Genomic DNA, 23,289 nt, shown 5'->3' with positions numbered 1-23,289 from the left:
GCAAGCCGGAACAAGGCGATGGTGGCCTGCACCGACAGTGCGGCCTGCATCTTCCATGATCCTGCTTTCACGGCTGCCCCGCAGCCGCCATCGCCCGGTCTCCTCAATCAACCCAGCCCGAAAGGGCGTGGGAACGAGAACGTTTGGCTGAAGGATTGGAATTGGCCATTTCACAACTCTCTGCCGCGAAACGCTCCGCTTCATCCAAGCCCGCGGGGAAGGAAGGCAAGCGAAGCAGCCTTCCCGGCGAGGGGCAGCGCACCGCCCCTCGCCAAAAGACCTCACGCCGCAGTCGCGCGAACCACTTCGCGGGCGGCATCGACGACTGCGTCGGCCGTGATGCCGAACTTGGCATAGACGTCGGCGATCTTTCCCGATTCGCCGAAGCCGTGCATGCCCACGAAACGCCCGTCGAAGCCGAGATAGCGCTCCCAGCCCAGTTCCACTGCCGCCTCGACGGCCACGCGCGCCTTCGTCTGGCCGAGCACGGAGCGCTTATAGGCAGCGTCCTGCTCCTCGAACAGCAGGCGGCAGGGCATGGAGACGACGGCGGTTGGAATGCCTTCCTGCTGCAGGATCTCGCGGGCTTTCACGGCGAGCTGCACCTCCGATCCGGTGCTGAAGAGGGTGAGCCTGCGCTCACCGTCGGCTTCCAGCAGGACATAGCCGCCCCGGGCGGACTTGTTCTCGCTGGAGGCGTCCTTTCGCAGCAGCGGCAGCGGCTGGCGGGAAAGCGCGATGAGTGCGGGACGCCGCGGCTGGTCGAGGATCAGCTCCCAGCACTCGGCCGTCTCGATCGCGTCGGCCGGGCGATAGACGCCCAGATTGGGTATCGCCCGCAACGCGGCCAGGTGCTCGACGGGCTGATGCGTGGGACCGTCCTCGCCGAGGCCGATGGAATCATGCGTCATGACGAAGATCGTGCGGATCTGCATCAGGGCAGAGAGGCGGATTGCGGGTCGGTTATAATCGGAGAAGCACATGAAGGTGCCGCCATAGGGGACGAGGCCGCCATGCAGCACGAGGCCGTTCATTGCCGCCCCCATGCCGTGCTCGCGAACCCCGTAATGGATGTAGGAGCCTTTGTACTCCCCGGGCTTTATCTCGACCTGGTTGTTGGCCTTGGTGTTGTTGGAGGGCGTCAGGTCGGCGGAGCCGCCGAGCAATTCGGGAATGGCGGCGAAGAGATGGTTCAGGACGGAGCCGCTCGCCTGGCGGCTGGCCAGATCCTTGCCACCCTCCACGAACTCCTTCTTGGCGTCGAGAATGGCCTGCTTCCAGTTGTCGGGCAGCTTGCCCGCGCTGCGGCGCTCGAACTCCTGGCGGATGCCGTCCGGTGCGTTCTTGACGCGTTCGGCCCAGGCCGTGCGCGCCGCCGAACCTTTGGAGCCCGTCTGCCGCCAGTCGTTGAGGAGATCCTCGGGAATGACGAAAGGCGGGGAATCCCAGTCCAGCCGCTGGCGCGCGCCGGCGATCTCGTCCTCGCCCGGCGCGTCGCTGTGGGCTTTCTGGGTGCCGGCCCGCGTCGGGAAGCCGAAGCCGATGATCGTCTTGCAGGCGATCATGGAAGGCTGGTCCGTTACGGACTGGGCGATCTTGATCGCCTCGCGGATAGCGTCGGTGTCATGGCCGTCGATCTCCTGAACATGCCAGCCGCTGGCACGGAAGCGTTCGACCTCGTTGTCGGACACGGAGAGACGGGTCGAGCCGTCGATGGTGATCGAATTATTGTCCCAGAAGGCAATGATCCGGCCGAGCTTGAGGTGGCCGGCGAGCGAGATCGCCTCCTGGCTGATGCCTTCCATGAGGCAGCCATCGCCCATGAAGACATAGGTGAAGTGGCTGACGAGATCGTCGCCGAACTCGGCATTCATGATGCGCTCGCCGAGCGCCATGCCGACGCTGTCCGCGATGCCCTGGCCGAGCGGCCCGGTGGTGAGCTCGATGCCCCCGGCGTGACGATATTCGGGATGGCCCGCCGTCTTGCTGCCGGCCTGGCGGAAGCGCTCGAGCTGGTCGATGGTCATATCCTGATAGCCCGTCAGGTAGAGCAGGCTGTAAAGCAGCATCGAGGCATGCCCGTTCGACAGGACGAAACGATCCCGGTCGACCCAATGCGGATCCGCCGCATCGAAGTTGAGGAACTCTCGGAAGAGCACGGTGGCAATGTCGGCCATGCCCATCGGCGCGCCTGGGTGGCCGCTCTTGGCCTTCTGCACGGCATCCATCGACAGGAAGCGGATGCAGTTCGCCAGCTTGCGCAGATGAGGATCCTTGGGCGCCGGCAGCGGAGCAGCGGTCGCCGGAATTGTTGGAGCCGGAGCGTTCATCGAACTAGTCCCTCTTCGTTATCCTGTTGAGATTACGCTATAAACTGTCGCGTCAGACGGGCGTCGGGGCGTGCAGACATATCGGTTGCCAAATCGGACCAAAACCAGCGGGATGACTATCGGCGGTCGGAGATGGCCAGCCCTTTTGACCGAACCTAGCGCGCCCTCGACTTGAGCCACAACAGATATTTCCCAACCTTCGACGAGGCCGCTCCCGAACCCCGGCGCGGGCTCCATGCGATCATCTGAATCACCGATCATTTCCCAGGCTGCTTGGGCACGTGCTGGCCGGCGCGCGGCAGGGCTGGCTGTTCCCCGTCCAGCGCGGAGCGATCTGGAAAAAGACTTGCTTTCCGCTTGCCCGTCGCACTAGAAAGATCGATGTTCTTGTTTTGTTCTTGATAGAGGGCGATATGAGCATGCTGGAGGATTTCATCGTCGAGGCGAAGGCCGCGGCTTACGTGAGTGATGGCGCGCCACAGGTCTCCTGCCGTCCGGGCTCCCGGGATATCGGATATGGCCGGGGGGACTGGCGCTATCTCGACAGTTATTTTGGCGGAGCCGATTTCCTCGGCCAGGAAATCGTCTGGCGCGAGAAGCAGCCGGTCTGGGCCATGAACTATTATGGCCATATCCTGGAGCCGCTGCTGATCGACGCTGGAGCAGCCGGCACGGTGGTGAAGAAAGCGCGCGCCGCGCTCTATGGCGAGGGACGTTTCCTCGGGGACTTCAGCTATGGTGTGGGCAAAAGGCGCTTCGAGAGCGCCAGTACCGGGCATACCGAGCGTTTCCTTGGCGTGGAGCGCATCTTCATAGGCGGGGTCGAGGCCTACCGTCTGCAATTCCACGGGGGCTTGATCCGGCCTTAGAGCGAGGGAGACAGGAAGTGCGAACATCTTCCCGGGACCGCGGACTTCCAGTCCGCCCCTGGAACCGTCACCATTTCGGGATCGAGCGAAACGGCTGGCAATGATGGACAGGTGGCCCTCACTCTGACGGGCGGATGTTCCAAGTGCGGACTGGAAGTCCGCGCTCCCAGAAATCCGCTCTCCCCGTCGCTCAGCCTTTCGAGAATGTCGCTGTCAGGCAGCAATCGGCCCTGCGCTGTCTCTAATGTCCCCCCGCATCACGCATTCGGAGTCGCAGGCAAATGGCAGTGTTTCCACAAAGGGCGAAGGTCGTCATCGTCGGGCTGGGGGGTATCGTCGGCGCGGCCGTCGCCCACCACCTGATCGAGCGGGGCTGGGACGATATCGTCGGCATCGACAAGTCGGGCATCCCGACCGATATCGGTTCCACCGCCCATGCCTCCGACTTCTGCTACACCACCAGCCACGACTTCCTGTCCTGCTGGACCACCCTCTATTCCATCGATTTCTACGAGAAGATGGGCCATTACGCTCGTGTGGGCGGGCTCGAGGTCGCACGTGTGGGCGACGACGGCCGCATGGACGAAATCAAGCGCAAGGTGGCTTCCGCCAAGGCCTTCGGTACACGCGCTCGCCTGATCGAGCCGGCCGAGATCAAGCAGAAGTTCCCGCTGATCGAGGAGAGCCTGGTGCAGGGCGGCCTGTGGGATCCGGATGCCGGCCTCGTCATTCCGCGCTCGCAAACGGTGGCCGGCAAGCTGGTCGACCAGGGCGAGTCCTCGGGCAAGCTCAAGGCTTTCGCCAATACGCCGGCGAGGTCACTCGTCATCGAGAACGGCCGCATCAAAGGCGTGGTCACCGATCGCGGCACCATCGAGGCCGACTATGTCGTGGTCTGCGCCGGCCTGTGGGGCCGCCTGATCGCCGAGATGGCGGGCGAAGATCTGCCGGTAATGCCGGTCGACCATCCGCTCACCTTCTTCGGGCCCTATAACGAGTTCGCCGGCACCGGCAAGGAGATCGGCTGGCCTCTGCTGCGCGACCAGGGCAACTCGGCCTATATGCGCGACACCGGCGATCCCACCACCGCCGAGGGCGGCCAGATCGAGTGGGGCTATTACGAGGAAACGCATCCGCGCCTCTGCCATCCGCGCGACATTCTCGAAAAGCACGAGGCGCGCCTCTCCCCCTCGCAGCGCGACCTCGACATGGAGCAGATCATGGCGCCGCTGGAGCGCGCCATGGAGCTGACGCCGATCCTCGGCGAACTCGGCTACAACGAGGGCCACTCCTTCAACGGCCTCCTGCAGGTCACCACCGACGGCGGCCCTTCCATCGGCGAGAGCCAGAAGGTGCGCGGCCTGTGGTATGCCGTCGCCATCTGGGTCAAGGACGCCCCAGGCATGGCCAAGCTGGTGACCGACTGGATGACGGACGGTCGCACGTCGATCGACCACAACCGCATCGATTATGCGCGCTTCTCCCCGCACATGCTGAAGGAAGACTTCATCAAAGGGCGCTGCGGCGAGGCGGCCCGCAAGATCTACAATCCGGCCGTGCATCCGCGCGAACCCTATGACACCGGCCGCAATGTGCGCCGCTCGCCCTTCTACGAGCGGGAAAAGGAACTCGGCGGCTACTTCATGGAACTCGGCGGCTGGGAGCGCGCCCATGGCTACGCCGCCAACGAGCATCTCCTGGAAAAATACGGCAACCGCGTGCCGGTGCGCTCTAACGAGTGGGACAACCGCCATTTCTGGCGCGTCTCCAATGCCGAGCAACTCGCGATGAGCGAAGACGTCGGCATCGTGAACCTGTCGCATTTCGCCATGGTCGATGTCGAGGGCCCGGATCACGTCGCCCTGATGGAGTGGGTCTGCGCCGCGAAGATCGGTGGCGACGCCAATATCGGCAAGGGCATCTACACCCACTTCCTCGACGAGGAGGGCATGGTGCGTGCCGACCTCACCGTCATCCGCATGGCCGACCGCTGCCGCGTCGTCGACGGTGCCGATGCCGGCCCACGCGACTACCAGTATCTGCGCCGCGTCGCCCAGGACAAGGGTTTCGACGTCACCGTCACCGATGTCAGCGAGAAGTTCGTCACAATCGGCATCTGGGGCCCGAACGCCCGCACGACGCTGCAAAAGGTGGTGGAGGAACCGGCGGGCCTGGAGCCGGCCAACTTCCCCTTCGCTGCCATCAAGCCGATCCGCGTCGGCGGCAAGGACGTCGCGGCCTTCCGCATCTCCTATGTAGGCGAGCAGGGCTGGGAACTGCATATGCGCTATGAGGACGGCCTCGCCGTCTGGGATGCGCTGCGCACCACCGGCGTGATGCCCTTCGGCGTCGAGACCTACGCCAATTCCCGCCGCATGGAGAAGAGCCTGCGCCTGCAGAATGCGGAACTCAACACCGAGTACAATTTGATCGAGACGGACCTGCAGCGTCCTAAGGTCAAGGAAGCCGATTTCTGCGGCAAGGCTAGGCATCTGGAGCATCGTGCCCGGGAGCACCAGCCGGCCATGCTCTGTACTCTGGTCATGACGGATAACATCGATGCCAAGGGCGTGGCGCGCTATCCGGTCGGCATCCTGCCCGTGATGGATCCGGAAACCGGCGAGACGCTCGTCGACGAACTCGGCCGCCGCTCCTATACCTACTCGATCGCCTATGGCCCGACCATCGGGAAGAACATTGCGCTCGCCTATCTGCCCTGGTCCTATTGCCAGCAGGGCCGCAAGCTGAAGGTGGAATATTTCGGCGAGACCTATCCGGTGGAAGTCGCAGGCGTGGGGTATAAACCGCTGTACGATGCCGAGAACCTCAAGCCACGCAGCTAGGCAGTAGCGCAGCGGAAGGGCGCGACATCAGCCTCCCCCAGCTTCGTGGGGGAGGCTTCGCGTCGCGCGCTTGGGCAAAACCTCGCCGATTCGCACGCCGAGGCACGTTCTCCACGTCATAGAAGCACCTGAACATTGACGTTCGAGCTTGCATCCCCGAAGTCTTGACTCCCCATATCCGCCCTCTCCGAAGCAGGAGGCAGGGATTTCGTGTCTTGGATATCGCCGATGCCGAAGAAGACGGGCCCCCACAAGCCCGCGCCTTTTCCAGATCCGCCCAGCATGCCGCCGCAGACCTGCGTGGTCGCGATCGGCGACATTCACGGCCGGCTCGACCTGTTGGAACCTTTGCTGGAACGCATCGAGCGCCGCGCGCTCCTGCTGCCGGGTGCGCGTCACGTCGTCGTGAGCCTTGGCGATCTGATCGACCGTGGTCCGGACTCGGCCGGGGTCATCGAGCGGCTGATGGCGGGCGTAAAGGGAAGCGAACTGATCGTCCTCAAGGGCAATCATGAGGATGCGCTGCTCGGTTTCCTCGACGACAAACCAATCGGCGACGCCTGGCGCAGCTTCTTCGGTGCCGAGGCTTTCCTGCAGAGCTACGGCATTGCCGGCCGCCAGAACTTCCGGGTCGAGAAGGCCGCCGGCAAATTGCGCGAGGACATTTTTGCCGCCATGCCGCAAGCCCATATCGACTTCCTGCGCAGCCTGCGCACGTCCTTCAGCATCGGCGATTACTTCTTCGTCCATGCCGGTGTACGCCCTGGCGTGCCTCTGGCCGAGCAGGAGGAACGCGACCTCGTCTGGATTCGCGACGAGTTCCTCCATTCCAAGCAGCGCTTCGAGAAGAAGATCGTCCACGGCCACACCCCTGTGCGCAGGCCGGACTTCAATCGCAACCGCATCAATCTCGACACCAAGGCCTATGCCAGCGGCAACTTGACGGCGGCATTGTTCGAAGGCGCGGAGGTGACGATATTCTGATGCGAAGAGCCACCGGCATTCCTGCTGGCCCTTGGAAAAGACTTTCCATGACAGGTGAGCGGCGGATCGTCCGAAACTTTCTCGAGTGTCGTTGGGACGTCCGCGGTACCAGTCACTGCGCTTCCAGCGCAAGCCCTACCGTGACTTCCGTCGTTCACCGCGGGAAACGGCGCGGCTGGGACCGCGGACGTCCTCGTCCGCTCTTCTTTTGTCGGAGAACGACTCGTTTCCAAGAGCGGACAACAGCCACATTGAACTTTGTTCAATGTGGCTGTTGTCCGCGCTCCCAGGCCCTTGCCATAATGTAGTCGCTAAAGGCACTCTGCTCTTCTTGGCAGGAGGAAGCGACGATCATGCAAGGCGATAGAGTTGAGCCGCGTATTCCAGACGGCATCAGTATTATCGCCTTTGGCGACGTGCATGGCAGCTACGATAAGCTGGAGGCATTGCTGGAACGGGTGGCTGAACGTGTAGCCGAGTTTCCCGAGCGGCGGCATGTCCTGGTCTCGGTGGGCGACCTCGTCGATCGCGGGCCGGATTCGGCGCCGGTGGTGGGGCGCCTCGCCGACGGTATAGAGGGGTGCGAAACCGTGGTGCTGGCCGGCAACCACGAGGCGATGATGCTGGATTTCATCCGGGGCGGTGAGAATGCCCAGGCCTGGCTGCACAATGGCGGCCTGCGCACCATGACCAGCTACGGCGTAGACCTCGAAGGGCTGTTGGCCGAGGGCCCAACCCTCCACACCCTGCGCATCGCCCTCATGGACAAAATCCCTCCGCACCATCTCTCCTTCCTGATGGGCCGTCCGCTCACCTTCGAATGCGGCGATTACTTCTTCGTGCACGCGGGCGTGCGTCCCGGCCGGCCGCTCGACCAGCAGGATGAAGAGGACCTACTCTGGATACGCGAGGAGTTCCTCGACTTCGACGGCGATTTCGGCAAGCGCATCGTGCACGGCCACACCCCGGTCGATGTCGCGACCTTCAAGCCAAATCGCATCAACCTCGACACCGGCGCCTGCTTCGGCGGCCCGCTCACCGCGGTGCTGATCGAGGGTAGCGAAGTGACGATCTTCTGACGCTGGATGGAATGGCTTCGGTCGAAAGTCCCGCCTGTGATGGTGTGCAAACCGTCAGGGGATCTTAAGCTCTGCGCTGTTTAGTTCGATCACGTGATTGTCGGGGTCGAGCAAGTAGGCTTGCTGAAAAGGTGCTGGGCCCTCCAGCCGGAGGATGAGCCGCTTGGGGTCTCCATCGGGCGCTTTTTCACTGTAGCCGTTCGCCTTCAAGTGCCCCAGTGCCGCCGGGAAGTCCGCAACCCTTACGGCGAAATGAATATCCCCCGTATCGATGCTCGGTTGCCTGCGGAGATGGCCATCCGGGTTGATGGTCAGGTGAAGTTCGAAGCTGCCCGACGACATCCACGCTCCCTGACTCCTGAATGCCGGTCGCTCGATCCGACGCAGCCCCAGAATATCGTGGTAGAAGGCTATGGACCTGTCGAGATCGGTGGTCACAAGCGCGACGTGATCGATAGACGATACCTTCATCGTTTTCTCCATCCGGGAAGGCCGATCGTGGCCATGTCCAAAACTTCCGGTTGAAGATGTACGGTTGCGGCCGGTTTTTGCAATATGTCTTAGAGCCGAGCCGATTTATCTGCCCGCCTTGCTCTCGCTCCGCGCCCTCCCTATGGTGTGCCGCATGCAGAACCGTATCGTGCCCTTCCCGATCCCGCCGCGCGTTCCGGCGGGAACCACTATCATTGCCTTTGGCGATGTCCACGGCCATCTCGACCTTGTCGAGGACATGCTCGCCAGGGCCTCGGCCCGGGCACGTGCGAAGCCGGATCGGCGGCATATCGTCATCAGCCTCGGCGATCTCGTAGACCGCGGGCCTGATTCACGCGGCGTGGTCCAACGCCTGATGGGCGAGGTAACCGGCTGCGAACTCCGTGTCATCCGCGGCAATCACGAGACCCTGCTGATGTCCTTCCTCAAGGGGGATCCGGATGCCAATGTCTGGGTAAAATGGGGCGGCCTGGAGACGATCGGCAGCTATGGCGTCGACATCCAGGGGGCCAATCCCTCCTCGCCGACGGATATCGAGGCGCTGCGCAAGGAGTTTCGAGCGAAGATGATCCCGGCGCATCTCGATTTCATGCGCACGCGCCCGCTCAGCCTCGCCTTCGGTGATTACTTCTTCGTGCATGCCGGCGCCCGGCCCGACGTGCCGCTGGCCCAGCAGAAGGAGCATGACCTGATCTGGATCCGCGACGAGTTCCTGCCCTCCGGCCAGCGCTTCGAGAAGAAGATCGTGCATGGCCACACGCCGGTCGACGAGGCCGATTTCCGCGGCAATCGCATCAATCTCGACACTGGCGCCTGCTATGGCGGCACGCTGACGGCGGCGATCTTCGAGGACGACGATGCCAGGGTGTTCGCGAGCCTCCCGGCCAGGAGCCCGGCATGGCATCCCTACGGGACGGTATGAGGTACGCTAAGGCGCCACCTTGCGGAAGCCGAACCAGCCGCCATCGGCATCGAAGGCCACATCGTAGTCGCGCAGGAAGTGCCGGCCGGTGTTGACGAAGGCCGGTGTGCCCGGGCGATTGACCAGGACCACGCTCGGCGCCGCCTTGTCGGCAACGTCGCCCGCCGTGAAAGCATATTGTGCGACTGGAGTGGCCTCGTCCGGAAAGGACACTGTCATCTCGGCCCCGGCTGCCAGGCCGGTTGCCTCGGCTCCCTCGCGGCTGGGATTGGGTACGGGTTGGGTGGGCAATGCCGAGGGGTTCGAGACGGTAAGATACATTTGCTGAATGCCCGTATCGATCAGAACCGCGCCGGCCTCCGCGGGCTGGCCATTGACGGATACGGTCATTGCCGCCTGCTTCCAGTCGCGTGGATCGTTGGATGCCGGCTTGCCAGCCGCATCGAGACTGGGGCCCTGCAGCCTGGTCCAGCTGAAATCGTGGCTGTTGGCCCGGCTCAACCCCAGATGCACGCCGCTCGGGGTGACGATGTAGCCGGATCGGTAGGTGTCTGGCCGGATGGGGCGGCCCTCGATGGCGGTGAGGTTGAGGAACGGGTTCTTGTCCGGGGTGCCCTGCGGCTGCCCGTCATGCTCGCGACCGAAACCCACGCCCATATAGGCGATGCCTGTAGGCATGGAAACTGTCTGCTGCGGGTCGGTGCATGTCGGCTGATTGCGCTTTTCGCTCCAGCCTGGGCAGGTATATTGGGTCTCGACCGCCAGCACGGGAACCTGGGCGGTGGCCAGCCCGGCGCCCGAAGCGTCCAGGAAGACCAGCTCGCGCGGGATCCAGCGGCCGACCCACAGAAGCTTGCTGCTCGACAGAAACTCCCAGCCCTGCGGGTATTGCGCGTTGGCGGTCGAATAGCCGGGCAGATCGGCCGCCGATATCACCACGCCGGTCGAGCCGGTATCCATGGTCATGGTGAACTGATGTGAGGCGCTACCGCCCGGGACTTGCACGAGGAAGGAGAGCTTCGGCGCCTTGGTGAAAGGAGCCGCTCCGCTGCCGGCATTGGTGTAAGGCACGAAGCGCGCCGCCGTGTAGGCGTGAAGGTCCGGCCCCGACTGACCCAGCGCACCGGTCGCAAAACCTGACGCGAGCGGGGCAGCGAGAAGGAGGCTGACAACGACGCCTGTTGCCGGTGCTCTCGGTTCGTTCCCCACGGCTGCCGAGAATTTCCCCATGCCGATGCCCAGAGCAAAATGCGTTCAGGTAGAAGCGGATTTGAGAGTTGACTGACGGATATCGAAAGAATTTTGCGATTCTAGGTGATGCGATCTGAAGGTAAAATGCTCTACGGCTCCAGCTCGGTATCCCAGTAGAGATAGTCCAGCCAGCTCTCATGCAGATAGTTCGGCGGGAAGTGCCGGCCGTTCTGGTGCAGGTCGGAGAGGGTGGGGGCGAAGGGTTTCTGGTGGGGGTGCATGCCGGCCTCGGCGGGCATGGCGCCGCCCTTCTTGAGATTGCAGGGCGAGCAGGCGGCAACGACGTTTTCCCAGGTTGTCTGTCCGCCCCGGGAGCGCGGGATCACATGGTCGAAGGTGAGGTCCGAGCGTGTGCCGCAATATTGGCAGGTGAAGCAGTCGCGCAGGAAGACGTTGAAGCGGGTGAAGGCGGGGTTCCGGCTGGGCTTGACGTAACTCTTGAGGCAGACCACCGAGGGTAATCGGAACTCGAAGGTGGGACTTCGCACGACCTTGTCATACTCGGAGATGATGTTGACCCGGTCGAGGAACACCGCCTTCACCGCATCCTGCCAGGACCACAGCGAAAGCGGGTAGTAGGAGAGAGGCCTGTAATCCGCGTTGAGCACGAGGGCGGGACACGCCTCCGGCGACACCGGCGGATGAAAAACGGCAGGCGAGACATGCGCCGTCACAACGCACTCCTGACACCAATGCTCAGCCGAAAGCCGATTCGGCCGTTCGTGCCGACAATGTAGGATTAACGTGTCGGTCTTGTGAAGGGGGAACTGGGAGCATTCCTGGCACCGCCAGCTTCTTGGCCTGCCGTTGGAAACGGGGCCATTTGGTAAAAGGGAGAAAGCCGCGGAGGCAGCCTCCCGGGTGCGCGGACATCCTGTCCGCAACTTCCTTATCAACACACGCTGCATTTCCAAGATGCGGACAAGATGTCCGCGCACCCGGGAAGAGCCCGCTGGGAGGCCAGCGACTCCCAGGCCTAGCGCAGCTGCTTCGCCAGCCAGCTCAGGGTCCCATCCGGAATACCCAGCTCCTCAAGATGATCATGCGTTGCCAGCACATAGTCGGGATTGGCGCCCGACAGGCCTACCGCGTCGCGCACCGTCTCCAGCAGGCGATCCCTCGGCAGCGCGCCGCAATATTGCAGATGGTGGCGGTCGGCCCGATAGGCGAGGGCCGCGATCCGCCGGCCGTCGTCGAGCCGGGCTTCATGCACGATCTCGATATAGACGCTGGTCACCTGTTCGCGCCGGCGCAGATACTCGACGGTGGCGGCCCAGTTCTCCGGCGCCACGCGGAAGGCGACGCCGTGGCAGGAGCCGCCGAGGTCGAGGCCGAGGACCAGGCCAGGCTTTTCGGGCGTGCCGCGATGCACATGCGACCAGATGCACAGTGCCCGGTGCAGGCCGTGGATCTCGGCATTGCGGCGTTCCTCGAAGGCAAAGCCCGGGTTCCACATCAGCGACCCGTAGCCGAAGACCCAGCCGGCGTCGGGGATAGGTGCGTCGTACGGGTTCACTCGGCCGCCAGGTGGAACGCATCGAGATAGTGGAAGGGCAGCGCCGCGAGCGCATCGCGCAGGGCGACGAGGTCCTGCTTCAGCCGGTCGAAGGCCGGCAGCGGGGTGAAGTCCCGCTCGTTCATGTAGAGGGCGCGGTTGATCTCGACCTGGATGACATGGAAGCCGGCGCCCGGATTGCCGTAATGCTCGGTGATATAACCGCCGGCATAGGGCTTGTTGCGCCCCACCGAATAGCCGAGCGAACGCAGCGTGTCGTCGGCGCAATCCATGATCAGATGGGAGCAGGACGTGCCATAGCGGTCGCCCAGCACGATGTCGGCGCGCGGGCGTTCCTCGCGTGCAAGACCGCAGGAGGGCATGGAGTGGCAATCGACCAGCAGCGCCACCCCGAACTCGCGATGGATCTCGCCGAGCAGGCGGCGCAACGTGCGGTGATAGGGCTTGTAGAGTTCCTCGATGCGCCGCAGCGCCTCGTCCACCGGCAGGCGCCTGGCATAGATCTCCTGGCTCTCGCTCACCACGCGGGCCAGGGTGCCGAGCCCGCCGGCGACCCGCAGGGAACGGGTGTTGGCGTAGTTGGGCAGGCGCCCGTCGAACATGCGCGGATCGAGCTCGTAGGGCTCGCGATTGACGTCGAGATAGGCGCGCGGGAAGCGGGCGCTCATCAGGGCCGACCCGGTGCCGGCGACATCGGCGAGCAGGAGATCGACGAAGGCGTCTTCCGAGCGGCGCAGGGCATGGGCGTCCAGACGCGAGGATTCCAGGAAGGTGCGCGGATAGACCCGGCCCGAATGCGGCGAATTGAACAGAAGGGGCGCCGAGTGGGTCGCCGGCTCGACCACGTCGAAGGGAGGGGTGAGCTCGATTTCCATGCCGGTGACGGACCTCAACGACGATATCAGGCGGCTCCCTCCGAACCGGATACGGATAGGAACGCACGAACGGATTTGCTGGTTTCGAGAAAATCACGTGTGCGGAAGCATCACAAGCCCTGCACGATCATTTTCTGCTTACTGGACGCTGTCGCGTGTATGGCGAAGCACTCCAAGACGGGTTAACTCTATTGCGATGTAAACGAAGCATTTACCACGACGACGGTCTATAGAGATCGAGTGAGCTCCGGCCTGGCTGGAGATTCGGGACGCGCAAGCAATGAACAAGATTCTACTCGCTGAAGACGACAACGACATGCGCCGCTTCCTGGTGCGCGCCCTGCAGAATGCCGGCCATGAGGTGATGTCCTACGACAACGGCCTGTCGGCCTATCACCGTCTGCGCGAAGAGCCGTTTGAGCTGCTGCTGACCGACATCGTCATGCCCGAGATGGACGGCATCGAACTCGCCCGCCGCGCCACCGAACTTGACCCCGATATCAAGGTGATGTTCATCACGGGCTTCGCCGCGGTTGCCCTCAACCCGGATTCCGCCGCGCCGAAGGATGCCAAGGTGCTTTCCAAGCCCTTCCATCTCAAGGACCTGGTCAACGAAGTCGACAAGCTCCTCAAGGCCGCCTGAGCTTTTCCGAAAATAACCGGCGTCACGGCTTGCATGCCCTGATTCAACCTGTTATGAGGCCGGCCTCCGCAAGCGATGGGCGCGTAGCTCAGCGGGAGAGCACTACGTTGACATCGTAGGGGTCACAGGTTCAATCCCTGTCGCGCCCACCATCGCGAAGGCTTTTTCAAGTCATTTGGAACAATCGGCTGTCGGTGCTGGCTGCCCTTGGCCTTTCGCTGTCGTCCTTCAGCCGTGGTCGATGGCTGCGATCAGCGCGTGGAAAGCTTTCTCGCATTCGAAGCTCTCCACGCGACAGGTCGGTACAGGCTCGGCTTTAGCCTGAGTAATACAACATGCATCGTTCACTCATGGACACGTAGCGGCCACAGGTGTTTCCTATGACGCAGGCATTCCCTACGACCCCCCAATTGCAGGTATTGGGGTTCCACCAGTAGGAGCCATATGGCAAATTCTTCGCAGCCATGTACTGCACTTGCTCAGGCGTAGCCGGCCTGCCGTTCACGAAATATCCACTTTGTGCATTGGCGACAGAACCTGTCGCCCCGCAGACGAGCGCCGCGGCTACAGCGGCTCGCCTTAGACGAGTGATCAAGGTCATTTCCACCAACTCCTGTGCTCAGTCCCCACATGGAACCGCAAGAGCAAGTTGGCACGATTTCAACGCAGGTGCGGTATCCTTCGGCACATGCACGCAGGGCGGGTGGGGAGCCTGGCGGCGAATTGCAAGCCCATCGGACGATTGATGGCCGCTTGTGCCAATCAGGCGATGGCGGCGCGCTTGTCGTGACGGGCGAGGCGGGCGAGCAGATATTCGATCTCGGCCTTGGCGGACGCCGACAAGCCGCCAGCCGGGGTGCGCTGGGCGTCGGAAGCGATGAGGCCGCGGCGCGCCATCAGATATTTGCGCACGGCAAGGCCCACGCCCTGTTGCTGTTCGTAGCGCAGCAGGGGCAGATGTGCATCGAAGAGGTCATGTGCCTTGTCACGCTCGCCGGCCTCGGCACGGCGCACCACATCCACCAGCATGTCCGGAAAGGCATAGCCGGTCATGGCGCCGTCGGCGCCCCGCTCGGTTTCGAAGTCGAGGAACAGCCCGCCATTGCCGCACAGGATGGAGACATGGCGGAGGCTCCCTTCCGCCTCCCATTTGCGCAGGGTGGAGATCTTTTCGAGGCCCGGCCAATCCTCATGCTTGACCATCACGCAGGAGGGGTTGTCGGTGATGATGCGGCGCAGGACGCCCGGTGTCATCACGACGGTGAAATTGAGAGGATAGTCCTGGATCACGAAGGGGATGTCGGCGCCGATGGCCTCCGCTGCCTGCCGGTAATAGGTGACGATCTGGTCATCGGTGCGCAGCGTGTTGGGCGGGGCGATCATCACACCGGCCGCGCCGGCGTCCATCGCGGCATGGGCGAGTGAGCGCATGGCCGCAAAACCCGGCGCGGAAATACCGACGATGACCGGCAGGGTCGGCGCCCGCTTGATGAAGCGCCTCGCCACCTCCAGGGCCTCGGGCCCGTCGAGCTTGGGCGCTTCGCCCATCACCCCGAGCACCGTCATGCCGGTGCTGCCACAGCCGATATAGAAATCCGTCAGCCTGTCGATGGAATTGAAGTCGATCCGTCCATCCGGCTCGAAGGGCGTCGGCGCGATCGGGTAGACGCCCTTGGCGGAAGCTTCCAGCATCATGTGCATTCTCCGGATGAACCCATCTTCTATGGCACATGGCAATCGGCGGAGTAACCCATCTCGGGTTATGCGACCGCAGGGGGTGCAAAGCGGTGATGAATGTCGCCAAACAAGCTGCCCTGGGCGATAAGACCAGCGCGGGCTTCGCAACCCGCCTTGCGCTGTGCCGAGACTTTAACTAACTTGGTTGCGACACCAAACAAATGCAAACCGGTGGAGTTCCAGGGAGGACAGGGATTGGCGGCGGCATAGCCGGTCACGCCACCGCAGGCTCGAACAAATCACACAAGCGAGGACAGGCTTGCTTCCGCACGGGCGCGGAAACGGGTCTATGCCTTTGCAGCGCCGCGCAGCCTTTTTGACGCGTCCGCCTCCGATCTGCCTCCATCCCCGTTGCCCGAGACTTTCGTTTCCAGCCAGAAGGTTCGAGGTATGAGCCAGCTCCGCGCCGATGACGCCCCGTCCCGTCCCAGCTTTGTGCGGCGGCTGCTTCGCTCGCGCGAGACGGGCATCGTGACGGCGCTCGCCATCATGGTCGTCGTGCTGTCGATCCTCGAGCCCGACTTCGCCAGTTCCGACAATCTGCTCAATGATGCGCGCAACTTCTCCTTCGTTGGCATCGTGGTGCTCGGCCAGGCCATGGTGATGATCACCGGTGGCATCGATCTGTCCGTCGGCAGCGTCTGGGGCCTCTGTGCGGTGTCCTCGGCGGCGTTGATGGCGGCGGGCTTCGGCGTGGTGCCAGCCTGCCTGCTGGCCCTGCTGGCAGCCGCGGTCGTCGGTCTCTTCAACGGGCTCTGCGTCACCAAATTGCGCATGCCGCCATTCGTGCCCACGCTCGCCACTATGAGTATCGCCCGTGCCCTGGCCCTGGTGATCACCCGCGGCAAGTCGATCGACGGCTTCCGGCCCGACGGCGACTGGTTCTATGCGATCGGGGGCGGGGACCTCATGGGGCTGCCGACGCCCTTCATCATCTTCCTCATCCTGTCTGTCGTCGTCAGCCTCGTGCTCATGCGTTCCGTCTATGGCCGCCAGCTCTATGCGGTCGGCGGCAACGAGAAGGCGGCCCGCCTGACCGGCCTCGACGTCGACAACCTCAAGATCAGCGTCTACGTCATCTCCTCGCTCCTGGCCGGTCTCGCCGGCATCGTGGAGGTGAGCTACCTCTCCTCGGGCATCTCCAACCAGGGCGTGGGCAAGGAGCTCAGCGTCATCGCCGCCGCGGTGATCGGCGGCACCAACCTCAATGGCGGCGAAGGCACCGTGCTCGGCGTCTTCGTCGGCGCCGTGATCCTGGAAGTCCTGCGCAACGGCCTCGTGCTGCTTGGTACCGATGCCTATTGGCAGGGGGTCTTCGTCGGCTCTGTGATTGTCTTCGCCGTCTTCATCGATCAGCTCCGGAAGGGTGTTTGGCGGAGACGATGAATGGTCGCCCTCGATAGGAGGGCGCTCCCGATAACCAACCAAGTGGAGGAAACATGAAAAAGACGTTGCTTGCGACCATCGCGGTCGCCGTACTCGCCATGGCCGGCCAGGCCCACGCCGCGGACAAGAAGGTCTTCGCCCTGGTGCCCAAGGCGCTCGGTGTGCCCTTCTATGCAGACGCCGAGAAGGGCTGCAAGGAGGAGGCAGCCAAGGTCGGCGCCGAATGCCTGTTCACCGGCCCTGCCCAGCTCGACGACGCCGAGCAAGCCCGCATCGTGCGCGACCTCATCACCAAGAAGGTCGTCGGGATTTCCATCGCGCCCAACAACGCCGACTCGATCGGCAGTGTCATCAGTGCCGCGCTCGCCAAGAACATTCCCGTGATCACCTTCGACTCCGATGCGCCCAAGTCCAAGCGCATCACCTTCATCGGCACCAATAACGAGGGCGGCGGCGTTTCGGCCGGCGAGGCCTTCGCCAAGGCCCTGCCGAAGGGCGGCACCTATGCCGTGATCACCGGCGGCCTTTCGGCTCAGAACCTCAACGACCGCATCAAGGGCTTCAAGTCCAAGCTGTCCGGCGACTTCAAGGAGGTGGCAGGCTCGCCCTTCTCCTGCAACGACGACTCCAGCGCCGCCGTGCAGCTCATCCAGGACATCCTGGCCAAGAACCCCAATCTCGACGGCATCTTCTTCTCCGGCGGCTGGCCGATGTTTGCGCCCGAAGCCTATACGAGGGCGCTGAAGAACAAGGTTGCGGACCTCAAGTCCGGCAAGTTCGTCATCGTGTCCTTCGATACGCTGCCGGCCCAGATCAAGCTCCTGAAGGAAGGCTATGCCACGACGCTGGTCGGCCAGCGCCCGCTCGCGATGGGCACCGGTTCGATCGACCTCCTGGAGAAGCTTTCCAAGGGCGAGAAGGTGGATCCCGTGATCGACACCGGCGTCGACATTGTCGATTCCACCAATGTCGCCAAGTTCGCGACCGGCGAATGAGCGACAGTTGGGCGGCCCATTATGTGGGCCGCCTCAGCTTCGTTATTCCAGCAGTATCCTCACAAGCTTTTCTCGTGAGTGCAAAGGAGACCGGGAGGCCGAGAACACAGTCATGTGAAGGTTGTGTTCATGGATTCCGGCTCTTCGCTTCGCTAGGGCCGGAGTGACGGCGGCGCCTCCCTCCGGCGCCGAGCAAGAAGACAAATGCCGCTAACCCACTGGAGCCTGCCATGACCGTGCTTCTCAGCGTCGAGGACATCTCCAAGAGCTATCCCGGCGTGCAGGCCCTCAAGAACGTTTCGTTCCACGTCGAGGCGGGCACCATCCACGCCATCATGGGAGAGAACGGCGCGGGCAAGTCGACCCTGATGCAGATCATTGCGGGCGCGCAGGCCCCTACCTCCGGACGGCTGGTCTTCGACGGCAAGACGCTGGAGCTTACGGGCGCCAAGGACGCCGCGCGCCAGGGCATTTCCATCGTCTTCCAGGAGCTCATGCTCGCCCCGAACATGACGATCGCCGAGAACATCTTCCTCGGCGTCGAGCCGCGCATGGCCGGTGTCTTCGTGGACCGGCGCGCCTTGTTCGCCAGCGCGCGCCAGGCGATGGCCCGCCTTGGCATCAAGCTCGATCCGGACACGCGGCTCGGCGATCTCACCATCGCGCAGCAGCAGCTGATCGAGATCTGCAAGTCGCTGGTGCACGAGCCGCGCCTGCTCATCCTGGACGAGCCGACCTCGAGCCTCTCGGAGGCCGACTCGCTTGTGCTCTTCAAGGTGGTGCACGACCTCAAGGCCCGCGGTGTCACCATCCTCTACATCTCGCATCGCATGCGTGAGGTGTTCGACAATTGCGACGTGGTCACCGTGCTGCGCGACGGCCTGCATGTGCGCACCACGCGCCTTGCCGACACCAGCCCCGAAGAGGTGGTGCGACTGATGGTGGGACGCGACCTTGCCGAGGTGCAGCGCGTCCGGCCGGACGAGACCGAGCGGCCGGTCGTCCTCTCCGTACAGGGGCTCTGCGACGGCGAGCGCTATGACGGCATCTCCTTCGATCTGCGGCAGGGCGAAATCGTAGGCCTTGCCGGGCTGGTCGGCGCCGGTCGCTCGGAAGTGGCGCTGGGCATTTTCGGGGCACCGCCACCCGCCACCGGCACAGTGACGCTCGACGGCCGGCCCGTGACGATCTCGCGGCCGCGCGATGCCATGCGACTTGGCATCTCGCTGGTGCCCGAGGACCGCAAGAACCAGGGTCTGGTGCTCGGCATGGGCGTGGGCGACAACCTCTCCCTTGCAGCGCTTGGGCTTGGCCGCCTGTCGCGTTCGGGCTTCATACGCACGGGTGATGAAACCAGCATGATCGGCACCTATGTCGATCGCTTCAGCATCAAGACGCCGGCGATCGAACAGCTCGTCGGCCTGCTCAGTGGCGGCAACCAGCAGAAGGTGGTGCTGGCCAAGTGGCTGGCTTCCAAGCCGCGCGTGCTGATCGTCGACGAGCCCACCCGTGGTGTCGATGTCGGCACCAAGGCCGAGATCTACGCCTTGATGCGCGAGCTTGCGCGCGAAGGGCTGGCGATACTGGTGATATCGAGCGATCTGCCCGAAGTCCTGACCATCTCGGATCGAATCCTCGTCATGCGCGCTGGCCGGCTGGCCGGCGAGATCAGCTTCGACGAGGCCTCGGAAGAGCGCATCATGGCGCTCGCGGCGCTGGAACATCCCGATCCCGCCCACCCCGAGACGAAGCCCACCGGCTATGTCTCGGCGGCAAAGGACGTCTGACATTGTGGGTCTGCCGGACGCGTGCCGGAGGGATCAACGCCGGTCTTCCTGTAGCATTTTGCAAATTGATGGAATAGTCAAAAATAGCAAAGACCTGTCAAAACAATAAGTTAGAGCGCTTCACTTTCAGATCGAATCGCCAAGAATCGCAAAACGCTTTTGATACCAGTAAGTTAATTTCGAAATCCGCTCCCACCTGAACGCATTTTGCTCTGAGGGAAAGCAACGGTTACGCTTGAGCGCGCTTTGCTCTAGGCATGGCAAGGGCTGGGCTTATCCTTTTCCTTGTCCAAATGCGGGGTTTGCTTGACGTAGTCCTTGTAGACGCCCTTCGCCCAGTCAGCCGCTCGCTCGGTACAGTCGCGCAGCCAGTCATCCCGCCGGCCTTTCAGATCGTCGTCGATCAGCGCCGCCTTACGCTTGTCCGTGCAATGGATGGCGGCGAGATCGGCGCCCATCGCCGCCAGGATGCGTTCGTCGATCAGGGAGGTGCCTTCGGCGCTGAGATCGATCTTGCGGGAATCGGCAGCCACGCGGCGCACGATATAGGCATTCTTGTGGACGTCGAGAATCGGATCCGGCGCCCGGTGAGGGCCTGTCGCAAGGCGCATGAAATTGTCCGGGCTGCCTGGCTTGTGATGTACCCAGTCCCATGACGACGTTACGAAGGCCTTCGCCTCCCGCACGATGCGGCCGCCCTGGAAATTGGCGACCATCAGGAAACGCGGCCGGCCGAGACTGCCACCGCCCTTGGCCCAGCTGGCATGAAACTCGACCTTGGCCCCCTTCGGAAGGACCGAGTCCAGTGCCGCAAGCGCCTCGTCGGGCGGCCCACAGGGGTGGAGATTGTCGATGTCGCGCCAGAACAGCCGGCGATCGCCGTCCGTACAGGCAACCAGCGGGCGCATCCAGGTGGCATGCTCGTCGAGCAGGGTGGGGCCGGGACGCTTGAGCCCTCGGCGATATCCGAGCAGGATGGCCTCGCAGGCCCGGCCCATCGACAGCATCCTGTCCGGGAAAAGCTTCACGCTCGTCGCCAGTCGTACGAGATCGAAGGTGTAGGGCATCATCGCCGCCTCGTCGAAATCGTTGACGCCCCAGATCAGCCGGCCCTCGGCATCGCGCCAGGTCCCGAAATTCTCGACGTGGATGTCCCCCACAGCCAGAACCGCCGGGGCGTGCCTCACATCCTTGCAGGTCTCCTCGATATGCTTGCACCAGTAGAAATAGGTCGCGCGAAGGAAGCTCATGGCATCATGGCGCATGCGGCGATGCTTGCGGACGAGATCGGCCTCCACCACGGAGCATTGGGTGCCCAGCCATTTTTCGAAATTCTGATTCTGCTTGAGGAAGGACATCGCGATCACGCCTTTCTGCGCTCGCTGAGAGGAGAATAGCCGAATGTCTGGAATCGATGGGCGGCGAGCCAATTTTGGCCGCAAATGAGCACACCTGAGTGAACGTTCCCGAGACGTCGCGGTGTTGCGCGAAGCCCACCGCTTGTATTTTGCCTGATTGTTCAATGGCAGCGGTGACGCCAACGTGACGCAGGGCAGGGCGTGTGCCTGTATAACGGCATCCGAGCCCGGTGAGTTGATGTGAGTAGAGGCGCTAACATTGCTGCGGCGGCGTGGTCCTTTTAGGTTCAAGGACGACAGCTCTCCCGTTTTATTTGCCTGATATCTTTGTCGGGCTGGCGGCATCGACTAAGAAGGTTGTCGATGACCGGACTGTCCTACGCCAGGCGTGGCCGCGTTCATCGCTCCTTCTGCCTGAGACGAAGTGACCCCCTTATGACCCAGACCCCGCCAGCGGCATCCATCCGCGCCGCCCTCGACCGACTCAAGGCCAGCCAGGCTTTCAGCGGGTCGGACAGGCTCTATGCTTTTCTCGCCTTCATTGTCGAGGAGACGCTGGCCGACCGCGGTGCGTCACTGAAGGAGGCGGTGATCGGCAATGAGGTCTATAGCCGCGGGCTCGCCTATGATCCGCGTATCGATTCGGCCGTGCGGGTGGAGGCGAGGCGCTTGCGGCGCAAGCTGGAGGACTATTACCTAGGCGAAGGCTCGGGCGAGGAAGTCCGCATCGACATGCCGACAGGCCGTTACATACCGGCCTTCCGCTGGCAGAGCCCGGCGCCACCGCCGCAAGCCACCCAGGTGAATGGGAGCGAGGAACTCTTCGCCGAAGGAAGCGGCGCGGCGATCGCCGTGCTGCCCTTCCGGGCACTTTCTCAGGATCCTGTCGACGAGAGCTTTGCGGACGGTCTGACGGATGAACTCATCTATGCGCTCAGCCGCGCCGAGGGCATGCATGTCGCCTCGCGCGGGGCGACCTTGCATGCCGCCGGACAGAAATCCCTCGCCGATATGGCCGCCGAGCTCGGCATCGACGCCTTGATCCAGGGCACGGTCCGCCGTGTCGGTGCACGGCTGCGCGTGACGATCGAGGTTTCCAACGCCAACGGCTTCGTAATCTGGTCCGACCGTTTCGATACGCCTGACGACGACCTCGCCGAGCTGGAGGACAAGATCGCGGCCACCATGCTGAACCGGCTGAGGCTCGACAGTTCCCGTATGCGCGCCAATGAGATCCGTCCCGGCCCGCAGGCGCTGGCGGCGTTTGCCGGCATCATGCGCGGGCGCATGTTCCTCGACCAGCAGACGCCGGACAGCCTGCACAGGGCAGCGGCGATGTTCGAGCAAGTGGCGAAGACCGCGCCGGACTATGCGCGCGGGTTCTCCGGCATCGCCGATTGCAACTGTGACATGTATCGCCTTGGCCTGATCGGGCGGGACGAGGCAGGCCGGCGGGCTCGCGAGGCGGCGGCCCAGGCCATCGCGCTCGACCCGTCTTCGATCGAGGCGCATGCCTCGCTCGCCACGGTCGCGGCCTGGCTCGATTTCGACAAGGTACAGGCTGAAGCCGCCTTCACCGCCTCGATCCGCCTTGGCGAGAATGCCAGGGCGCAGCGCATCTTCGGCGCTTTCCTAACCATCCTCGAACGTCACGGCGAGGCCGAGCGAATGTTCCGCCAGGCGCGCAGCATCGAGCCGATCTCCTCCCAGCAGGATATCACGGAGGCGGTGTGTCACTTCGAGTCCCGCCGCTTCGCTGCCCTGCTCGATCGCTTCGGCGCGAACCTCCACGGCCTTCCTCTCGAAGCGGCCTTCCATCTTGCGCTGGCCGACATTTTCGGGGGCACCGGCCGGCTCGCGGCGGAGGTCGCCCGCACCTGGAACGAGGCGACGGCCGCCGCCTTTCCGACGCTCGCCTTGGCGCTGGCCGAATTGGAGGCGCTGCAGGGCCAACCACAACGCGCCGAGCGCCTGCTGGCGGGCCGGCTGTCTGCGTCCCGCTTCGCCATCGCCACGTTGGCTGCTGCCGCGGGAGACGATGGCCGCAGCCTTGCCGAACTCGAAGCCTCCATTGCAGCACGGGAGCTGGCACGGGCCTGGATCCGCATGGACGTGCGGCTCGACCGTCTGCGCAATACCCCCCGCTTCGATCGTCTCACCACGCTTCATCTTGAAAGCATAGGCGCTAACAGTTAGCACTATACCACTCACTCCCGCTGCCC

Annotated in this window: 18 protein-coding genes and 1 tRNA gene; 11 read left to right on the top strand and 8 right to left on the bottom strand. The window is 63.5% G+C overall.

Annotated elements, in window-relative coordinates:
• Positions 1 to 281: 281 nt before the first annotated feature.
• Positions 282 to 2,330, bottom strand: a complete 2,049-nt coding sequence (tkt, locus tag ACMDCR_RS28740; protein WP_413989876.1) for a transketolase — start codon at positions 2,328 to 2,330, stop codon at positions 282 to 284.
• 413 nt (positions 2,331 to 2,743) lie between these two features.
• On the opposite strand from tkt, the gene ACMDCR_RS28735 reads away from it, so the two are divergent.
• The 4 genes from ACMDCR_RS28735 (at position 2,744) to ACMDCR_RS28720 (ending at position 8,105) form a co-directional block, all read left to right on the top strand.
• Positions 2,744 to 3,199, top strand: a complete 456-nt coding sequence (locus ACMDCR_RS28735) for a DUF5680 domain-containing protein (RefSeq protein WP_413989875.1) — start codon at positions 2,744 to 2,746, stop codon at positions 3,197 to 3,199.
• A gap of 281 nt (positions 3,200 to 3,480) precedes the next feature.
• Positions 3,481 to 6,042, top strand: a complete 2,562-nt coding sequence (locus ACMDCR_RS28730; protein WP_413989874.1) for a GcvT family protein — start codon at positions 3,481 to 3,483, stop codon at positions 6,040 to 6,042.
• A 228-nt stretch (positions 6,043 to 6,270) separates the two neighbouring features.
• Positions 6,271 to 7,026, top strand: a complete 756-nt coding sequence (locus ACMDCR_RS28725; protein ID WP_413989873.1) for a metallophosphoesterase family protein — start codon at positions 6,271 to 6,273, stop codon at positions 7,024 to 7,026.
• 353 nt (positions 7,027 to 7,379) lie between these two features.
• Complete coding sequence (locus ACMDCR_RS28720; RefSeq protein WP_413989872.1) at positions 7,380 to 8,105, top strand: metallophosphoesterase family protein; 726 nt, start codon at positions 7,380 to 7,382, stop codon at positions 8,103 to 8,105.
• A gap of 54 nt (positions 8,106 to 8,159) precedes the next feature.
• On the opposite strand, the gene ACMDCR_RS28715 is transcribed toward ACMDCR_RS28720, so the two are convergent.
• Positions 8,160 to 8,576, bottom strand: coding sequence for a VOC family protein (locus ACMDCR_RS28715; RefSeq protein ID WP_413989871.1), 417 nt, complete (start codon positions 8,574 to 8,576; stop codon positions 8,160 to 8,162).
• Between the two features lie 154 nt (positions 8,577 to 8,730).
• Between ACMDCR_RS28715 and ACMDCR_RS28710 the strand changes: the two genes are divergently transcribed.
• Positions 8,731 to 9,519 carry a metallophosphoesterase family protein gene (locus ACMDCR_RS28710; RefSeq protein ID WP_413989870.1) on the top strand — a complete coding sequence of 263 codons (789 nt, stop codon included), beginning with the start codon at positions 8,731 to 8,733 and terminating at the stop codon, positions 9,517 to 9,519.
• A 6-nt stretch (positions 9,520 to 9,525) separates the two neighbouring features.
• Here ACMDCR_RS28710 and ACMDCR_RS28705 read toward each other — a convergent pair whose 3' ends face one another.
• The 4 genes from ACMDCR_RS28705 to ACMDCR_RS28690 form a co-directional block, all read right to left on the bottom strand.
• Complete coding sequence (locus ACMDCR_RS28705; RefSeq protein ID WP_413989869.1) at positions 9,526 to 10,749, bottom strand: hypothetical protein; 1,224 nt, start codon at positions 10,747 to 10,749, stop codon at positions 9,526 to 9,528.
• Between the two features lie 110 nt (positions 10,750 to 10,859).
• Entirely contained in the window at positions 10,860 to 11,405 is a 546-nt protein-coding gene (locus tag ACMDCR_RS28700; RefSeq protein ID WP_284313899.1) for an HNH endonuclease, read from the bottom strand.
• A gap of 341 nt (positions 11,406 to 11,746) precedes the next feature.
• Positions 11,747 to 12,226, bottom strand: a complete 480-nt coding sequence (locus ACMDCR_RS28695; RefSeq protein WP_413993758.1) for a gamma-glutamylcyclotransferase — start codon at positions 12,224 to 12,226, stop codon at positions 11,747 to 11,749.
• A 56-nt stretch (positions 12,227 to 12,282) separates the two neighbouring features.
• On the bottom strand, positions 12,283 to 13,161 hold the full coding sequence (locus tag ACMDCR_RS28690; RefSeq protein ID WP_413993757.1) for an N-formylglutamate amidohydrolase: 879 nt from the start codon (positions 13,159 to 13,161) through the stop codon (positions 12,283 to 12,285).
• A 280-nt stretch (positions 13,162 to 13,441) separates the two neighbouring features.
• Here ACMDCR_RS28690 and cpdR point away from each other — a divergent pair, with 280 nt between their 5' ends.
• Both cpdR and ACMDCR_RS28680 read left to right on the top strand, forming a co-directional pair.
• Positions 13,442 to 13,804, top strand: a complete 363-nt coding sequence (cpdR, locus tag ACMDCR_RS28685; RefSeq protein WP_284313823.1) for a cell cycle two-component system response regulator CpdR — start codon at positions 13,442 to 13,444, stop codon at positions 13,802 to 13,804.
• A gap of 77 nt (positions 13,805 to 13,881) precedes the next feature.
• Positions 13,882 to 13,956 (top strand) — tRNA-Val (locus tag ACMDCR_RS28680).
• Between the two features lie 610 nt (positions 13,957 to 14,566).
• Here ACMDCR_RS28680 and ACMDCR_RS28675 read toward each other — a convergent pair.
• On the bottom strand, positions 14,567 to 15,499 hold the full coding sequence (locus ACMDCR_RS28675; RefSeq protein WP_413989868.1) for a dihydrodipicolinate synthase family protein: 933 nt from the start codon (positions 15,497 to 15,499) through the stop codon (positions 14,567 to 14,569).
• A 432-nt stretch (positions 15,500 to 15,931) separates the two neighbouring features.
• Between ACMDCR_RS28675 and ACMDCR_RS28670 the strand changes: the two genes are divergently transcribed.
• The 3 genes from ACMDCR_RS28670 (at position 15,932) to ACMDCR_RS28660 (ending at position 19,709) form a co-directional block, all read left to right on the top strand.
• Positions 15,932 to 16,927, top strand: coding sequence for an ABC transporter permease (locus ACMDCR_RS28670; protein ID WP_413989867.1), 996 nt, complete (start codon positions 15,932 to 15,934; stop codon positions 16,925 to 16,927).
• Positions 16,928 to 16,980: 53 nt separating this feature from the next.
• Positions 16,981 to 17,922, top strand: coding sequence for a substrate-binding domain-containing protein (locus tag ACMDCR_RS28665; RefSeq protein WP_413989866.1), 942 nt, complete (start codon positions 16,981 to 16,983; stop codon positions 17,920 to 17,922).
• 230 nt (positions 17,923 to 18,152) lie between these two features.
• Positions 18,153 to 19,709 carry a sugar ABC transporter ATP-binding protein gene (locus ACMDCR_RS28660; RefSeq protein ID WP_413989865.1) on the top strand — a complete coding sequence of 519 codons (1,557 nt, stop codon included), beginning with the start codon at positions 18,153 to 18,155 and terminating at the stop codon, positions 19,707 to 19,709.
• Between the two features lie 251 nt (positions 19,710 to 19,960).
• On the opposite strand, the gene ACMDCR_RS28655 is transcribed toward ACMDCR_RS28660, so the two are convergent.
• Entirely contained in the window at positions 19,961 to 21,067 is a 1,107-nt protein-coding gene (locus tag ACMDCR_RS28655) for a DUF2252 family protein (RefSeq protein ID WP_413993756.1), read from the bottom strand.
• Positions 21,068 to 21,430: 363 nt separating this feature from the next.
• Between ACMDCR_RS28655 and ACMDCR_RS28650 the strand changes: the two genes are divergently transcribed.
• Complete coding sequence (locus ACMDCR_RS28650; protein ID WP_413989864.1) at positions 21,431 to 23,263, top strand: hypothetical protein; 1,833 nt, start codon at positions 21,431 to 21,433, stop codon at positions 23,261 to 23,263.
• Positions 23,264 to 23,289 lie beyond the last annotated feature (26 nt).

The organism is Labrys okinawensis (assembly GCF_047345005.1).
Lineage (GTDB): Bacteria > Pseudomonadota > Alphaproteobacteria > Rhizobiales > Labraceae > Labrys > Labrys okinawensis.
Note: the sequence above shows the minus strand (reverse complement) of the source record. Positions and strands in the feature narration are given on the sequence as shown.

Excerpts from the sequence above, each read along its gene's own strand:
- ACMDCR_RS28655 (WP_413993756.1), bottom strand. The coding sequence starts at position 21,067 with ATGTCCTTCCTCAAGCAGAATCAGAATTTCGAAAAATGGCTGGGCACC.
- ACMDCR_RS28660 (WP_413989865.1), top strand. The coding sequence starts at position 18,153 with ATGACCGTGCTTCTCAGCGTCGAGGACATCTCCAAGAGCTATCCCGGC.
- cpdR (WP_284313823.1), top strand. The coding sequence starts at position 13,442 with ATGAACAAGATTCTACTCGCTGAAGACGACAACGACATGCGCCGCTTC.
- ACMDCR_RS28715 (WP_413989871.1), bottom strand. The coding sequence starts at position 8,576 with ATGAAGGTATCGTCTATCGATCACGTCGCGCTTGTGACCACCGATCTC.
- ACMDCR_RS28650 (WP_413989864.1), top strand. The coding sequence starts at position 21,431 with ATGACCGGACTGTCCTACGCCAGGCGTGGCCGCGTTCATCGCTCCTTC.
- ACMDCR_RS28710 (WP_413989870.1), top strand. The coding sequence starts at position 8,731 with ATGCAGAACCGTATCGTGCCCTTCCCGATCCCGCCGCGCGTTCCGGCG.
- ACMDCR_RS28665 (WP_413989866.1), top strand. The coding sequence starts at position 16,981 with ATGAAAAAGACGTTGCTTGCGACCATCGCGGTCGCCGTACTCGCCATG.
- ACMDCR_RS28720 (WP_413989872.1), top strand. The coding sequence starts at position 7,380 with ATGCAAGGCGATAGAGTTGAGCCGCGTATTCCAGACGGCATCAGTATT.
- ACMDCR_RS28675 (WP_413989868.1), bottom strand. The coding sequence starts at position 15,499 with ATGATGCTGGAAGCTTCCGCCAAGGGCGTCTACCCGATCGCGCCGACG.
- ACMDCR_RS28730 (WP_413989874.1), top strand. The coding sequence starts at position 3,481 with ATGGCAGTGTTTCCACAAAGGGCGAAGGTCGTCATCGTCGGGCTGGGG.
- ACMDCR_RS28725 (WP_413989873.1), top strand. The coding sequence starts at position 6,271 with ATGCCGAAGAAGACGGGCCCCCACAAGCCCGCGCCTTTTCCAGATCCG.
- tkt (WP_413989876.1), bottom strand. The coding sequence starts at position 2,330 with ATGAACGCTCCGGCTCCAACAATTCCGGCGACCGCTGCTCCGCTGCCG.
- ACMDCR_RS28690 (WP_413993757.1), bottom strand. The coding sequence starts at position 13,161 with ATGGAAATCGAGCTCACCCCTCCCTTCGACGTGGTCGAGCCGGCGACC.
- ACMDCR_RS28695 (WP_413993758.1), bottom strand. The coding sequence starts at position 12,226 with ATGTGGAACCCGGGCTTTGCCTTCGAGGAACGCCGCAATGCCGAGATC.
- ACMDCR_RS28670 (WP_413989867.1), top strand. The coding sequence starts at position 15,932 with ATGAGCCAGCTCCGCGCCGATGACGCCCCGTCCCGTCCCAGCTTTGTG.
- ACMDCR_RS28735 (WP_413989875.1), top strand. The coding sequence starts at position 2,744 with ATGAGCATGCTGGAGGATTTCATCGTCGAGGCGAAGGCCGCGGCTTAC.
- ACMDCR_RS28705 (WP_413989869.1), bottom strand. The coding sequence starts at position 10,749 with ATGGGGAAATTCTCGGCAGCCGTGGGGAACGAACCGAGAGCACCGGCA.